The sequence below is a fragment of the Catellatospora sp. IY07-71 genome (assembly GCF_018326265.1).
Classification (GTDB): Bacteria; Actinomycetota; Actinomycetes; order Mycobacteriales; family Micromonosporaceae; genus Catellatospora.
The window spans coordinates 776087-788420 of record NZ_AP023360.1 but is presented as its reverse complement, the minus strand read 5'-3'; the positions used below and the strand labels follow the sequence as shown (position 1 = coordinate 788420).

The 12334-nt window shown below is 67.6% G+C and carries 23 protein-coding genes; all 23 read left to right on the top strand.

From position 1 onward, the window contains the following. The first annotated feature begins 272 nt into the window (after positions 1 to 272). The 23 genes from rpsJ to CS0771_RS03475 all read left to right on the top strand — a co-directional run bounded on the left by rpsJ (position 273) and on the right by CS0771_RS03475 (position 12286). The gene (rpsJ, locus tag CS0771_RS03585; RefSeq protein WP_007073037.1) at positions 273 to 581 is read left to right on the top strand and encodes a 30S ribosomal protein S10; all 309 of its coding nucleotides are present in this window, start codon (positions 273 to 275) and stop codon (positions 579 to 581) included. Positions 582 to 593: 12 nt separating this feature from the next. Continuing rightward, entirely contained in the window at positions 594 to 1253 is a 660-nt protein-coding gene (gene rplC, locus CS0771_RS03580) for a 50S ribosomal protein L3 (protein ID WP_212839759.1), read from the top strand. Further along, positions 1250 to 1894 (top strand): 50S ribosomal protein L4, encoded by a 645-nt coding sequence (rplD, locus tag CS0771_RS03575; protein WP_212839758.1) that lies wholly within the window; start codon positions 1250 to 1252, stop codon positions 1892 to 1894. The genes rplC and rplD overlap by 4 nt, the downstream gene beginning before the upstream one ends. Next, positions 1891 to 2193 carry a 50S ribosomal protein L23 gene (gene rplW / locus CS0771_RS03570; protein WP_203741733.1) on the top strand — a complete coding sequence of 101 codons (303 nt, stop codon included), beginning with the start codon at positions 1891 to 1893 and terminating at the stop codon, positions 2191 to 2193. Before rplD ends, rplW begins: the two co-directional genes overlap by 4 nt. A gap of 15 nt (positions 2194 to 2208) precedes the next feature. Continuing rightward, the gene (gene rplB, locus CS0771_RS03565; RefSeq protein WP_203741731.1) at positions 2209 to 3048 is read left to right on the top strand and encodes a 50S ribosomal protein L2; all 840 of its coding nucleotides are present in this window, start codon (positions 2209 to 2211) and stop codon (positions 3046 to 3048) included. 16 nt (positions 3049 to 3064) lie between these two features. Then, positions 3065 to 3346, top strand: coding sequence for a 30S ribosomal protein S19 (gene rpsS / locus CS0771_RS03560; RefSeq protein WP_203741729.1), 282 nt, complete (start codon positions 3065 to 3067; stop codon positions 3344 to 3346). Between the two features lie 34 nt (positions 3347 to 3380). After that, positions 3381 to 3854 (top strand): 50S ribosomal protein L22, encoded by a 474-nt coding sequence (gene rplV, locus CS0771_RS03555; protein ID WP_203741727.1) that lies wholly within the window; start codon positions 3381 to 3383, stop codon positions 3852 to 3854. After that, on the top strand, positions 3854 to 4684 hold the full coding sequence (rpsC, locus tag CS0771_RS03550) for a 30S ribosomal protein S3 (RefSeq protein ID WP_203741719.1): 831 nt from the start codon (positions 3854 to 3856) through the stop codon (positions 4682 to 4684). The genes rplV and rpsC overlap by 1 nt, the downstream gene beginning before the upstream one ends. Before the next feature lie 3 nt (positions 4685 to 4687). After that, positions 4688 to 5113 (top strand): 50S ribosomal protein L16, encoded by a 426-nt coding sequence (gene rplP / locus CS0771_RS03545; protein WP_203741717.1) that lies wholly within the window; start codon positions 4688 to 4690, stop codon positions 5111 to 5113. Then, positions 5113 to 5343 (top strand): 50S ribosomal protein L29, encoded by a 231-nt coding sequence (gene rpmC / locus CS0771_RS03540; protein WP_203741715.1) that lies wholly within the window; start codon positions 5113 to 5115, stop codon positions 5341 to 5343. Before rplP ends, rpmC begins: the two co-directional genes overlap by 1 nt. 5 nt (positions 5344 to 5348) lie before the next feature. Next, complete coding sequence (gene rpsQ, locus CS0771_RS03535) at positions 5349 to 5627, top strand: 30S ribosomal protein S17 (protein ID WP_203741714.1); 279 nt, start codon at positions 5349 to 5351, stop codon at positions 5625 to 5627. Between the two features lie 152 nt (positions 5628 to 5779). Next, positions 5780 to 6148: a 50S ribosomal protein L14 gene (gene rplN / locus CS0771_RS03530; protein ID WP_203741712.1), complete on the top strand. Its 369-nt coding sequence runs from the start codon at positions 5780 to 5782 to the stop codon at positions 6146 to 6148. Next, positions 6145 to 6462 carry a 50S ribosomal protein L24 gene (gene rplX / locus CS0771_RS03525; protein ID WP_203741709.1) on the top strand — a complete coding sequence of 106 codons (318 nt, stop codon included), beginning with the start codon at positions 6145 to 6147 and terminating at the stop codon, positions 6460 to 6462. The genes rplN and rplX overlap by 4 nt, the downstream gene beginning before the upstream one ends. Next, positions 6462 to 7031: a 50S ribosomal protein L5 gene (gene rplE, locus CS0771_RS03520; RefSeq protein ID WP_212839757.1), complete on the top strand. Its 570-nt coding sequence runs from the start codon at positions 6462 to 6464 to the stop codon at positions 7029 to 7031. The genes rplX and rplE overlap by 1 nt, the downstream gene beginning before the upstream one ends. 4 nt (positions 7032 to 7035) lie before the next feature. Then, the gene (locus tag CS0771_RS03515) at positions 7036 to 7221 is read left to right on the top strand and encodes a type Z 30S ribosomal protein S14 (RefSeq protein WP_155374087.1); all 186 of its coding nucleotides are present in this window, start codon (positions 7036 to 7038) and stop codon (positions 7219 to 7221) included. A 70-nt stretch (positions 7222 to 7291) separates the two neighbouring features. Continuing rightward, complete coding sequence (gene rpsH / locus CS0771_RS03510) at positions 7292 to 7699, top strand: 30S ribosomal protein S8 (protein WP_212839756.1); 408 nt, start codon at positions 7292 to 7294, stop codon at positions 7697 to 7699. Positions 7700 to 7711: 12 nt separating this feature from the next. Continuing rightward, a complete protein-coding gene (rplF, locus tag CS0771_RS03505) occupies positions 7712 to 8263 on the top strand; it encodes a 50S ribosomal protein L6 (RefSeq protein ID WP_203741703.1) in 552 nt (183 codons plus the stop codon). A gap of 8 nt (positions 8264 to 8271) precedes the next feature. Then, entirely contained in the window at positions 8272 to 8649 is a 378-nt protein-coding gene (gene rplR / locus CS0771_RS03500; protein ID WP_371821546.1) for a 50S ribosomal protein L18, read from the top strand. A 17-nt stretch (positions 8650 to 8666) separates the two neighbouring features. Continuing rightward, positions 8667 to 9296: a 30S ribosomal protein S5 gene (gene rpsE, locus CS0771_RS03495; protein WP_203741700.1), complete on the top strand. Its 630-nt coding sequence runs from the start codon at positions 8667 to 8669 to the stop codon at positions 9294 to 9296. Further along, on the top strand, positions 9296 to 9478 hold the full coding sequence (gene rpmD / locus CS0771_RS03490; protein WP_203741698.1) for a 50S ribosomal protein L30: 183 nt from the start codon (positions 9296 to 9298) through the stop codon (positions 9476 to 9478). The genes rpsE and rpmD overlap by 1 nt, the downstream gene beginning before the upstream one ends. Continuing rightward, positions 9478 to 9921: a 50S ribosomal protein L15 gene (gene rplO, locus CS0771_RS03485; protein ID WP_203741696.1), complete on the top strand. Its 444-nt coding sequence runs from the start codon at positions 9478 to 9480 to the stop codon at positions 9919 to 9921. Before rpmD ends, rplO begins: the two co-directional genes overlap by 1 nt. A 312-nt stretch (positions 9922 to 10233) precedes the next feature. Further along, positions 10234 to 11562 (top strand): preprotein translocase subunit SecY, encoded by a 1329-nt coding sequence (gene secY, locus CS0771_RS03480; RefSeq protein WP_212839754.1) that lies wholly within the window; start codon positions 10234 to 10236, stop codon positions 11560 to 11562. A gap of 70 nt (positions 11563 to 11632) precedes the next feature. After that, positions 11633 to 12286: an adenylate kinase gene (locus CS0771_RS03475; protein ID WP_203741692.1), complete on the top strand. Its 654-nt coding sequence runs from the start codon at positions 11633 to 11635 to the stop codon at positions 12284 to 12286. Positions 12287 to 12334 lie beyond the last annotated feature (48 nt).

Genomic DNA, 12334 nt, shown 5'->3' with positions numbered 1-12334 from the left:
AAGGCCGTAGTCGATACGGCATAATGAACAGGTTGCGTTGCGAGCGGTCGCTCTTTGGAGTGCGCCGTTTCGCGTGGCGTGGGGGGTCTCCGGACCTCTGGCGCACAGCTCCTGTGATCGGGCGTGATGCCCGCTGAGCCAAGGTTGACCTTTTCATAGGGACCCAGTCTGGTTCAGCGCGCGACACGCCCGACCGCGGGGGTCGGACAGGGGGCAGGCCCCACCGTCTGCCGCCGCAGGTAGCGGCTTGAGAGAAGGAAACAGAAGCCACCATGGCGGGACAGAAGATCCGCATCCGGCTCAAGGCCTACGACCACGAGGTGGTCGACTCCTCGGCGCGGAAGATCGTCGAGACGGTGACCCGTACGGGTGCTCAGGTCGCAGGGCCGGTGCCACTGCCCACGGAGATCAACCGTTTCTGCGTGATCCGTTCGCCGCACAAGTACAAGGACTCGCGCGAGCACTTCGAGATGCGCACGCACAAGCGTCTGATCGACATCATCGACCCGACCCCGAAGACGGTCGACTCGCTCATGCGACTCGATCTGCCGGCTGGTGTCGACATCGAGATCAAGCTGTAGGGACCGACACTGATGGACAGGCAAGTTAAGGGCATCCTGGGCGCCAAGCTCGGCATGACTCAGGTCTGGGACAACAACAAGGTCGTCCCCGTGACCGTGGTGCAGGCCGGCCCGTGCGTCGTCACCCAGGTTCGTACCACCGAGACGGACGGCTACGAGGCCGTTCAGCTGGCTTTCGGCGCGATCAACCCGCGCAAGGTGAGCCAGCCCAAGGCGGGCCACTTCGCCAAGGCGAACGTCGCGCCGCGCCGCCACATCGTCGAGCTGCGCACCACCGACGCCGGCTCGTACGAGCTCGGCCAGGAGGTCACCGTCGCCACGTTCGCCGCCGGTCAGGCGGTCGACGTGACCGGTAAGACCAAGGGCAAGGGCTTCGCCGGTGTCATGAAGCGCCACGGCTTCCACGGCCTCAAGGCCAGCCACGGTGTCGAGCGCAAGCACCGCTCGCCCGGCTCGATCGGCGCGTGCGCCACGCCGGGCCGCGTGTTCAAGGGCGTCCGGATGGCCGGTCGCATGGGTGGCGTGCGCTACACCGCGCAGGGCCTCACCGTGCACGCGATCGACGCCGAGAACAACCTGCTGCTGGTGAAGGGCGCCATCCCGGGCCCGAAGGGTGCGCTCGTGCTCGTGCGCAGCGCCGCGAAGACGAAGAAGGGTGGTGCCGCGAAGTGACCACGGTTGACGTGATCAACGCTGAGGGCGCCAAGACCGGTTCGGTCGAGCTGCCCGCCGACATCTTCGACGTGCAGGCCAACATCGCGCTCATGCACCAGGTCGTGGTGGCCCAGCTGGCCGCCGCGCGCCAGGGCACGCACAAGACGAAGCGCCGCGGTGAGGTCGCCGGTGGCGGCAAGAAGCCGTACAAGCAGAAGGGCACCGGTCGCGCCCGTCAGGGCTCGATCCGCGCGCCGCAGTTCGCCGGCGGTGGCGTCGTCCACGGCCCGCAGCCGCGTGACTACAGCCAGCGGACCCCGAAGAAGATGAAGGCCGCCGCGCTGCGCGGTGCCCTGTCGGACCGGGCCCGCAACGGCAAGCTGCACGTGGTCTCCGGCTTCGTGGCCGGCGAGACCCCGTCGACCAAGGCCGCCCTGGCCACGCTGAAGGCGACCGCGGGCGAGGCCCGCCGGGTGCTGGTCGTGCTGGGCGCCAACGACGAGATCAACTGGGTGAGCCTGCGCAACGTGCCGGAGGTGCACCTGCTGGAGGCGGGGCAGCTCAACACGTACGACGTGCTCGTCAGCGACGAGGTGGTCTTCACCGCCGAGGCGCTGGAGGAGTTCCTGGGCGTGCCCGCTGAGGAGGGTTCGAAGTGACGACGATTGCCGACCCGCGCGACATCATCGTCGCTCCGGTGGTCTCTGAGAAGAGCTACGGCGAGCTGAACCGCAACTGGTACACCTTCCTGGTGCACCCGGACGCGAACAAGACCCAGATCAAGATCGCTATTCAGCAGATCTTCAACGTCCGGGTGCTGACCGTGAACACGCTCAACCGCGAGGGCAAGCGCAAGCGCACCCGCACCGGCTGGGGTCAGCGCAAGGCGACGAAGCGCGCGATGGTGAAGCTCGCCGAGGGCGACCGCATCGACGCCTTCGGCGGACCGGTGAGCTGAGGGGTATAGAAGACAATGGGTATCCGTAAGTACAAGCCGACGACGCCGGGTCGCCGCGGCTCCAGCGTCGCCGACTTCGCCGAGGTCACCCGGTCGACGCCGGAGAAGTCGCTCGTCGTCCCGCTGCCGAAGAAGGGCGGCCGTAACGTTCACGGCCGCATCACCACGCGGCACCAGGGCGGCGGTCACAAGCGTCAGTACCGTCTGATCGACTTCAAGCGGGTGGACAAGGACGGCATCCCGGCCAAGGTCGCGCACATCGAGTACGACCCCAACCGCACCGCCCGTATCGCGCTGCTGCACTACGTGGACGGCGAGAAGCGCTACATCGTGGCGCCGAAGGACCTGAAGCAGGGCGACCCGATCGAGTCGGGTCCGGGTGCGGACATCAAGCCGGGCAACAACCTGCCGCTGCGCAACATCCCGGTCGGTACGACCGTGCACTGCGTGGAGCTGCGTCCGGGCGGCGGTGCCAAGCTGGCCCGCTCGGCCGGCGTCGGCATCCAGCTGCTGGGCCGCGAGGACGACTACGCCACGCTGCGTATGCCGTCGGGTGAGATCCGCAAGGTCGACGTGCGCTGCCGCGCGACCGTCGGCGAGATCGGCAACGCCGAGCAGTCGAACATCAACTGGGGTAAGGCCGGCCGCATGCGGTGGAAGGGCAAGCGCCCGACCGTCCGTGGTGTCGCGATGAACCCGGTCGACCACCCGCACGGTGGTGGTGAGGGTAAGACCTCTGGTGGTCGTCACCCGGTGAACCCGAAGGGCAAGCCCGAGGGTCGCACCCGCCGCAAGGGCCAGGCGAGCGACAAGCTGATCGTCCGCCGCCGCTACGCCACCCGCAAGCGCGGGTAATAGGGAGAGCTGACAGATGCCTCGCAGCCTGAAGAAGGGCCCCTTCATCGACGACCACCTGCTCAAGAAGGTGGAAGTGCAGAACGAGAAGGGCACCAAGAACGTCATCAAGACCTGGTCGCGGCGTTCGACGATCGTCCCGGAGATGCTGGGTCACACGATCGCCGTGCACGACGGGCGCAAGCACGTCCCGGTCTTCGTGTCGGAGGCGATGGTCGGGCACAAGCTCGGCGAGTTCGCCCTGACCCGCACGTTCAAGGGTCACGAGAAGGACGACCGGAAGAGTCGCCGTCGCTGACGGCGGACCGTTTAAAGGATTTAGGGGAAACACGATGCCTACGAATGACGCGCAGGCCGCGCCGGGCGCCCGTGCGGTCGCCCGCCACGTGCGCCTGTCCGCCAGCAAGGCGCGCCGTGTGGTCAACCTCGTCCGCGGTCTGCCCGCGAAGGAGGCACTGACGGTGCTGCAGTTCGCGCCGCAGGCGGCGAGCGAGCCGGTCTACAAGGTGCTGGCCAGCGCCATCGCCAACGCTGAGAACAACGAGCGGCTCGACCCGGACGCGCTGCTGGTCAGCGCCGCGTACGTGGACGAGGGCCCGACGCTGAAGCGGTTCCGGCCGCGGGCGCAGGGCCGGGCGTACCGGATCCGCAAGCGCACCTGCCACATCACCGTCGAGGTGGAGGCAGTCGCGCCGAAGGCGCCGGTCCGCAAGGCCACCGCCGCCGCGAAGGCCACTCCGGCCAAGGCCGCCAAGGCCGCCGAGAAGCCCGAGGTTGAGGCCGCCGAGCAGGAGGAGACCAAGTAATGGGTCAGAAAGTCCACCCGATTGGGTTCCGGCTCGGCATCTCGACCGACTGGAAGTCCCGCTGGTACGCGGACAAGCTCTACAAGGACTACATCGGCGAGGACGTCGCGATCCGCCGCATGATGGCCAAGGGCCTGGAGCGCGCCGGCATTTCCAAGGTCGAGATCGAGCGCACCCGGGACAAGGTCCGCATCGACATCCACACCGCCCGGCCGGGCATCGTCATCGGCCGGAAGGGTGCGGAGGCCGAGCGCCTGCGCGGCGAGCTCGAGAAGCTCACCAAGAAGCAGGTCCAGCTGAACATCCTCGAGGTCAAGAACCCCGAGTCGGACGCTCAGCTGGTCTCGCAGGGCATCGCCGAGCAGCTCTCGGGCCGCGTGGCGTTCCGCCGGGCGATGCGCAAGGCGATCCAGTCGGCCATGAAGAACCCCATGGTCAAGGGCATCCGGGTGCAGGTCTCCGGCCGTCTCGGCGGCGCTGAGATGAGCCGCACGGAGTTCTACCGTGAGGGTCGGGTGCCGCTGCACACGCTGCGCGCCAACATCGAGTACGGCTTCTTCGAGGCCCGTACCACCTTCGGCCGGATCGGCGTGAAGGTCTGGATCTACAAGGGTGACGCCGTGCCGGGTCGCGAGACCCCGGCCGAGGCCCCGGGCCGCCAGCGCCGTGAAGGCCGTGGCGGCGAGCGGTCCGAGCGGCCGCGCCGTGGCCGTTCGGGTGCCACCGGCACGACCGGTGCCGGCACCGAGGCCGGCCGTGCGGCCGCCGCGGAGCTCACCAAGGACAACGCCGACGCGGCTCCGGCCGCGGCGGTTGAGCAGGAGGGCTGAACAATGCTGATGCCGCGTAAGCCTCCGAATGGCTTCCGCAAGCCGCATCACCCCGACCGTTCCGGTCGGAGCAAGGGCGGCAACCGGGTGGTGTTCGGCGAGTTCGGCATTCAGGCGCTGGAGCCGGCGTACGTGACCAACCGGCAGATCGAGTCGGCGCGTATCGCCATGACCCGTCACATCCGTCGTGGTGGCAAGGTCTGGATCACGGTCTTCCCGGACCAGGCCCTGACCAAGAAGCCCGCCGAGACCCGGATGGGTTCGGGTAAGGGCTCGCCGGAGTGGTGGGTGGCGAACGTCAAGCCGGGCCGCATTCTCTTCGAGATGGCGTTCCCGAACGAGGAGACTGCTCGTGAGGCCATGCGCCGCGCGATCCACAAGCTCCCGATGAAGTGCCGAATCGTGAAGCGCGAAGTGGGTGAGGCGTGATGGCAGCCGGTACCAAGGCGGCCGAGCTGCGCGAGAGTTCCACCGAGGAACTGATCGCGAAGCTGCGGGAGGCCAAGGCGGAGCTGTTCAACCTCCGCGTGCAGGGTGCGACCGGCCAGCTGGACAACAACCGTCGGCTGGACGTGGTGCGCCGCGAGATCGCCCGGATCTACACGATCATGCGCGAACGTGAGCTCGGGCTCTCGGCCGCGCCGACTGAGGTGGCGTAGGGAACATGAGCGAGACCAACGAGAACGCAGTCGAGCGGAACCGGCGTAAGGTACGTGAGGGTCTGGTCGTCAGCGACAAGATGGACAAGACCGTCGTCGTGGCGGTCGAGGACCGGGTCAAGCACGCGCTGTACGGCAAGGTCCTGCGCCGTACCAGCAAGCTGAAGGCGCACGACGAGCAGAACGCGTGCGGCATCGGCGACCGGGTGCTGCTCATGGAGACCCGTCCGCTGTCCGCCACCAAGCGGTGGCGGGTCGTGGAGATCCTCGAGAAGGCCAAGTGACCCTGCCTCCGGCAGGTTCGCCGGCCGCCTAGCGGCCGAAGATCAGATAGCCGGTCGGGACGCCCACCAGGGCGTCCCGGGCGGTTCGAGTTCCGCCAGGCTCCGCCCGTCCCCCGGGCGGGCGGAGAACCGGCAGACATACAGGAGTTGACGTGATCCAGCAGGAGTCGCGACTGCGAGTCGCCGACAACACGGGTGCCCGGGAAATCCTGTGCATCCGCGTTCTCGGTGGTTCGGGTCGGCGCTACGCGAGCATCGGCGACGTCATCGTGGCCACCGTCAAGGACGCCATCCCCGGTGCCGGTGTGAAGAAGGGCGACGTCGTCAAGGCCGTCGTCGTTCGCACCGTCAAGGAGCGGCGCCGTCCGGACGGCTCGTACATCCGCTTCGACGAGAACGCCGCTGTCATCATCAAGGACGGTGGCGACCCGCGCGGTACCCGCATCTTCGGCCCGGTCGGCCGTGAGCTGCGGGACAAGCGCTTCATGAAGATCATCAGCCTTGCCCCGGAGGTGCTGTGACCATGAAGGTCAAGAAGGGCGACAAGGTCAAGGTCATCGCCGGCAAGGACAAGGGCAAGGAGGGTACGGTCATCGCGGCCTACCCCCGTACCGAGAAGGTCCTGGTCGAGGGCGTTAACCGGATCACCAAGCACGAGAAGATCCGCACCACCCAGCGGGGCGCCAAGACCGGCGGCATCGTCACCCAGGAGGCGCCGATTCACGTCTCCAACGTGATGGTGGTCGAGGACGGCCAGCCCGTGCGCGTGGGCTACAAGGTCGACGAGAACGGTGTGAAGGTTCGCATCTCCCGTCGCACCGGCAAGGAGCTGTGATGACGACGGCGACCGAGACCAAGACGCTGCCGCGTCTGAAGGAGCGCTACCGCAACGAGGTGGTCGGCCAGCTGCGCGAGCAGTTCGGCTACGCCAACCCGATGCAGGTGCCGGGCCTGGTGAAGATCGTGGTCAACATGGGCGTCGGTGAGGCGGCCCGTGACTCGAAGAAGATCGACGGTGCGGTCAAGGACCTCACCGCGATCACCGGCCAGAAGCCGCAGATCCGTAAGGCGACCAAGTCCATCGCGCAGTTCAAGCTGCGTGAGGGTATGCCGATCGGCGCGAAGGTCACCCTTCGCGGCGACCGCATGTGGGAGTTCCTGGACCGGCTCCTGTCGATCGCGCTGCCGCGTATCCGCGACTTCCGCGGTCTCGACGGCCGCAAGCTCGACGGGCACGGCAACTACACCTTCGGTCTGACCGAGCAGTCGGTTTTCCACGAGATCGACCAGGACCGGATCGACGCGGTGCGGGGCATGGACATCACGCTCGTGACCACCGCCACCACCGACGATGAGGGCCGGGCGCTGCTCAAGCTCCTGGGCTTCCCGTTCAAGGAGAACTGAGCACATGGCCAAGAAGGCGCTGATCATCAAGGCTGCGGCCAAGCCGAAGTTCGCGGTGCGCGCGTACACCCGGTGCCAGAAGTGCGGCCGGCCGAAGGCGGTCTACCGCAAGTTCGGTCTCTGCCGGGTCTGCGTCCGGGAGATGGCTCACCGCGGTGAGCTGCCCGGCGTGTCCAAGGCTTCCTGGTAAATCCAAGGCTTCCCCTTCGCCGTAGGCCCGGTGTGACACCGGGAACCGCGGCGAGAAAGGCTGATAAACAATGACGATGACCGACCCGATTGCAGACATGCTCACGCGTCTGCGCAACGCCAACCAGGCGTACCACGACCGGGTGACGATGCCCTACTCGAAGATCAAGGCCAACGTCGCCGAGGTCCTCAAGGCCGAGGGCTACATCGCCGCCTGGTCCGTCGAGGAGCCCGCCGAGGGTGCCGTCGGCAAGAGCCTGATCGTCGAGCTGAAGTTCGGCCCGAACCGGGAGCGGAGCCTGGCCGGCATCCGGCGCGTCTCCAAGCCCGGCCTCCGGGTATATGCCAAGTCGCCCGAGCTGCCCCGTGTTCTGGGCGGTCTGGGTGTGGCGATCATTTCGACGTCTCAGGGGCTGCTCACCGACCGGCAGGCCCGTAAGCGCGGGGTGGGCGGGGAAGTCCTCGCCTACGTCTGGTGAGGAAGGTCTGCAATGTCGCGAATCGGACGTAAGCCGATCCCGGTGCCTTCCGGCGTCGAGATCACCATCGATGGCCAGACCGTCAAGGTCAAGGGCCCCAAGGGCACGCTCGAGCACACGCTGAGCGAGCCGATCGTCGCGGAGCGCGGGGAGAACGGCGAGCTGCTGGTCACCCGCCCCAACGACGAGCGCCGCGCCAAGGAGCTGCACGGTCTCTCTCGTACCCTGGTCGCCAACATGATCGTCGGCGTCACCGACGGGTACAAGAAGAGCCTGGAGATCAACGGCACCGGTTACCGTGTCACCGCCAAGGGTTCCGACCTCGAGTTCGCGCTCGGGTTCTCGCACCCCGTCGTGGTGAACCCGCCGGCCGGCATCACCTTCGCGGTGGAGAAGCCGACGCTGTTCCACATCTCCGGCATCGACAAGCAGCTCGTCGGTGAGGTTGCCGCCAACATCCGGAAGATCCGCCCGCCGGAGCCCTACAAGGGCAAGGGCGTCAAGTACCAGGGCGAGGTCATCCGCCGTAAGGCCGGTAAGGCTGGAAAGGCAGGTAAGAAGTGACCGCCACGCTGCTCAAGCGCCGCAACGGCGTCGCCGCCAAGCGGGCCGTCGGCAAGGCGCGTCGGCACTTCCGGATCCGCCGCAACCTCAGCGGCACCGCCGAGCGCCCCCGCCTGGTCGTCAACCGCACCCTGCGCCACATCTGGGTCCAGATCGTGGACGACACCAAGGGTCACACCGTGGTGTCCGCCTCGAGCATGGACGCCTCGATCAAGGGCGCCGAGGGCGACAAGAGCGCCATCGCCGGCAAGGTGGGCGCCCTGCTCGCCGAGCGGGCGAAGGCCGCCGGCATCACCAAGGTCGTCTTCGACCGCGGTGGCAACCGCTACGCGGGCCGCATCGCGGCTCTGGCGGAGGCCGCTCGCGGTGCTGGACTCGAGTTCTAGGAAAGGTGGCTGGGATAATGCCAGGACCACAGCGCCGGGGCACGGGTTCCGGTAACACTGAGGGCGGCGAGGGCCGCGGTCGCGGCGAGCGTCGCGGTCGCGGCGAGGGCCGCGGCAACGCGCCGGTCGAGAAGACCCCGCACCTCGAGCGGGTCGTCACGATCAACCGCGTGGCCAAGGTCGTCAAGGGCGGTCGGCGCTTCAGCTTCACCGCGCTGGTCATCGTCGGTGACGGCGAGGGCAACGTCGGCGTCGGCTACGGCAAGGCCAAGGAGGTGCCCGCGGCGATCGCCAAGGGCGTCGAGGAGGCCAAGAAGCACTTCTTCCGGGTCCCCCGCATCAACAGCACCATCCCGCACCCCGTGCAGGGTGAGGCGGCGGCCGGTGTCGTGCTGCTGAAGCCGGCGTCCGCCGGTACCGGTGTCATCGCCGGCGGCCCGGTGCGTGCCGTGCTGGAGTGCGCGGGCATCCACGACGTGCTGTCGAAGAGCCTCGGCTCCTCGAACCCGATCAACATCGTGCACGCCACCGTGGCCGCGCTGAAGATGCTGGAGTCCCCGGAGGCCATCGCGGCCCGCCGTGGGCTGCCGGTCGAGGACGTCGCGCCGGCCGCGCTGCTGGCCGCGCGTGCGGGAGCGGGTGCGTAATGGCACGTTTGAAGGTGACCCAGCTGCGTTCTGAGATCGGGCGCAAGCGTAACCAGCGCGAGTCGCTGCGTTCGCTCGGGCTCAAGCGGATCAACGACGTGGTGGTCAAGGAGGACCGTCCCGAGATTCGGGGCATGATCTTCGCGGTCAGCCACCTCGTGAAGGTCGAGGAGGTTGAGTAATGACGATCAAGATCCACCACCTCCGCCCGGCGCCCGGTGCCAAGACCGCCAAGACCCGTCTGGGTCGTGGTGAGGGCTCCAAGGGCAAGACCGCCGGTCGCGGTACCAAGGGTACGAAGGCCCGCTACCAGGTGAAGCCGTCGTTCGAGGGTGGGCAGATGCCTATCCACATGCGGCTTCCGAAGATGAAGGGCTTCCGGAACAAGTTCAAGGTCGTGTTCCAGGTCGTGAACCTGGACCGGCTGGCCGAGCTGTTCCCCAACGGCGGCGAGATCGGCCCGCTGGAGCTGGCCGAGGCCGGTGCGGTCCGCAAGGGCCACCCGGTCAAGGTGCTCGGCACCGGCGAGCTCGGCGGCGTGAAGCTCTCGGTGAAGGCGCACGCGTTCAGCGCCTCCGCCAAGGAGAAGATCGCTGCCGCCGGCGGCTCCGTCACGGAGCTGTAAGGCGAATGCCGTAGCAGTGGCGCCCGACCTACCATTGGTCGGGCGCCACTCTCGGCTAAGGGCTCCTGAGCCCGGACGCAGGTCGTTCCTACTGGGCACGGCGGCTGTCAGGGCCTAGGCTGGCACAGATATGTGCGGCACAGACCTGACCATTGAGCGTCGGGACTGTTAGAGTCCGATCCCAGCTACGCGTAAACTGCGCGTGGCGCGGTGACGGCCGACCGTAAGCGGTCTCGGCCGCACCGAGATACATCACCGTCACGCCCCTTACCACAGCCACCGGCCCCCGGTGCCGCGCGCAGGAGGAAGAAGTTGCTCTCCGCTTTTGTCAGTGCGTTCAAGACGCCTGACCTGCGCAAGAAGATTCTGTTCACGCTCGGGATCATCGCCATCTACCGTCTCGGTGCCACGCTGCCCAGCCCCGGTGTCTCGTACGGGAACGTGCAGAAGTGCATCGCCGCGATGGAGACCGGCGCCGAGAGCGGGGTCTTCACGCTTCTCAACCTCTTCTCCGGTGGCGCGCTGCTGTCGCTGTCGGTCTTCGCGCTCGGCATCATGCCGTACATCACGGCGTCGATCATCCTGCAGCTGCTGACCGTGGTCATCCCGCGCCTGGAGCAGCTCCGCAAGGAGGGCCAGTCGGGCCAGGCGAAGATCACGCAGTACACCCGCTACCTGACCCTGGGCCTGGCGGTGCTGCAGTCCTCGGCGTTCGTCGCGCTGGCCCGCTCCGGCCAGCTGTTCAACGGCGCCTGCGACCAGTTCCCGATCGTGCCGGACACCAGCCTGCCGCAGTGGGTCACGCTGACCGCGCTGGTGGTCACCATGACCGCGGGCACCGGTGTCGTCATGTGGCTGGGCGAGCTCATCACCGACCGCGGCGTCGGCAACGGCATGTCCGTCCTGATCTTCACCTCGATCGCCGCCCGCCTCCCCGCCGAGGGCTGGACCCTCAAGGAGGCCAAGGGCTGGTGGGGCTTCGTCGGCGTGCTGGCGCTGGTCGTGGTCGTGATCGCGCTGGTGGTGTACATCGAGCAGGCGCAGCGCCGCATTCCGGTGCAGTACGCCAAGCGCATGGTCGGCCGGCGCATGTACGGCGGCACCTCGACGTACATCCCGCTGAAGGTCAACCAGGCGGGTGTCATCCCGGTCATCTTCGCCTCGTCGCTGCTGTACCTGCCCACGCTGGCGCTGCAGTTCATGGACGCCAACGATCCGAGCGCCGTCTACACGTGGATCAAGACGTACCTGACGGACCCCACCCACTGGAGCTACATCGCGCTCTACTTCGCGATGATCATCTTCTTCACGTACTTCTACGTCTCGATCACGTTCAACCCGACCGAGATCGCGGACAACATGAAGAAGTACGGCGGCTTCGTGCCGGGTATCCGTCCGGGCAAGCCCACGGCGGACTACCTGGAGTTCATCCTCAGCCGGATCACCCTGCCGGGCGCGCTCTACCTGGGCATCATCGCGATCCTGCCGAACATGTTCTTCATCTGGCTTGACTCGCAGAGCTACCAGAACTTCCCCTTCGGCGGCACGGCCGTGCTGATCATGGTGGGTGTGGGCCTGGAGACGGTCAAGCAGATCGAGAGCCAGCTCATGCAGCGCAGCTACGAAGGGTTCCTCCGATGAGCAGCCAGGCACAGCGGATCGGCGGCGCGTTCCTGCGCCGCCGGTTCGCCGGTCTTCGGGAGGTGCCGTGATGCGGCTGGTGCTGGTGGGTCCGCCGGGAGCGGGCAAGGGTACGCAGGCGGAGTTCATCGCCGCGCACCTCTCCGTGCCGAAGATCTCGACGGGTGACATCTTCCGCGCCAACGTCTCGCAGGGCACCCCGCTCGGCCTGGAGGCCAAGCGGTACATGGACGCCGGCGGCCTGGTGCCGGACGAGGTGACCATCAACATGGTGCGCGGCCGGCTGGCCGAGCAGGACGCCGTGGACGGCTTCCTGCTCGACGGCTTCCCGCGCACCGTGCCGCAGGCCGTCGCGCTGGACAAGATGCTGGCCGACACGGGCGCCACGCTGGACCTGGTGCTGGAGCTGATCGTCGACAACGACGAGGTCATCCGGCGCCTGTCCGGCCGCCGCACCTGCCACGGCTGCAAGAAGATCTGGCACGTCGAGTTCGACCCGACCAGCAACGAGGGCGTCTGCGACCGCTGCGGGGGCGAGCTCTACCAGCGGGACGACGACAAGGCCGAGACCATCACGGAGCGGCTCAAGGTCTACGGCCGCGACACCGCGCCGCTGGTCGACCACTACGGCGCCCAGGGCAAGCTGGTCGGCATCGACGCCACCGGGCCGGTGGAGGACGTCACCGAGCGGGCCATCAACGAGCTGCGCTCGTTCAGCGCGTAACATTGCCTGGCGCGCGGCGGTGGGGCCGGCGCCTGCGGGACTGCGGCT

Coding starts and splice junctions, on each gene's coding strand:
- rpmD (WP_203741698.1), top strand. CDS start 9,296: ATGGCACGTTTGAAGGTGACCCAGCTGCGTTCTGAGATCGGGCGCAAG.
- CS0771_RS03475 (WP_203741692.1), top strand. CDS start 11,633: ATGCGGCTGGTGCTGGTGGGTCCGCCGGGAGCGGGCAAGGGTACGCAG.
- rplB (WP_203741731.1), top strand. CDS start 2,209: ATGGGTATCCGTAAGTACAAGCCGACGACGCCGGGTCGCCGCGGCTCC.
- rplV (WP_203741727.1), top strand. CDS start 3,381: ATGCCTACGAATGACGCGCAGGCCGCGCCGGGCGCCCGTGCGGTCGCC.
- rplF (WP_203741703.1), top strand. CDS start 7,712: ATGTCGCGAATCGGACGTAAGCCGATCCCGGTGCCTTCCGGCGTCGAG.
- rpsJ (WP_007073037.1), top strand. CDS start 273: ATGGCGGGACAGAAGATCCGCATCCGGCTCAAGGCCTACGACCACGAG.
- rpmC (WP_203741715.1), top strand. CDS start 5,113: ATGGCAGCCGGTACCAAGGCGGCCGAGCTGCGCGAGAGTTCCACCGAG.
- rplO (WP_203741696.1), top strand. CDS start 9,478: ATGACGATCAAGATCCACCACCTCCGCCCGGCGCCCGGTGCCAAGACC.
- rpsE (WP_203741700.1), top strand. CDS start 8,667: ATGCCAGGACCACAGCGCCGGGGCACGGGTTCCGGTAACACTGAGGGC.
- rpsS (WP_203741729.1), top strand. CDS start 3,065: ATGCCTCGCAGCCTGAAGAAGGGCCCCTTCATCGACGACCACCTGCTC.
- rpsH (WP_212839756.1), top strand. CDS start 7,292: ATGACGATGACCGACCCGATTGCAGACATGCTCACGCGTCTGCGCAAC.
- rplC (WP_212839759.1), top strand. CDS start 594: ATGGACAGGCAAGTTAAGGGCATCCTGGGCGCCAAGCTCGGCATGACT.
- rplP (WP_203741717.1), top strand. CDS start 4,688: ATGCTGATGCCGCGTAAGCCTCCGAATGGCTTCCGCAAGCCGCATCAC.
- rpsQ (WP_203741714.1), top strand. CDS start 5,349: ATGAGCGAGACCAACGAGAACGCAGTCGAGCGGAACCGGCGTAAGGTA.
- CS0771_RS03515 (WP_155374087.1), top strand. CDS start 7,036: ATGGCCAAGAAGGCGCTGATCATCAAGGCTGCGGCCAAGCCGAAGTTC.
- rplE (WP_212839757.1), top strand. CDS start 6,462: ATGACGACGGCGACCGAGACCAAGACGCTGCCGCGTCTGAAGGAGCGC.
- rpsC (WP_203741719.1), top strand. CDS start 3,854: ATGGGTCAGAAAGTCCACCCGATTGGGTTCCGGCTCGGCATCTCGACC.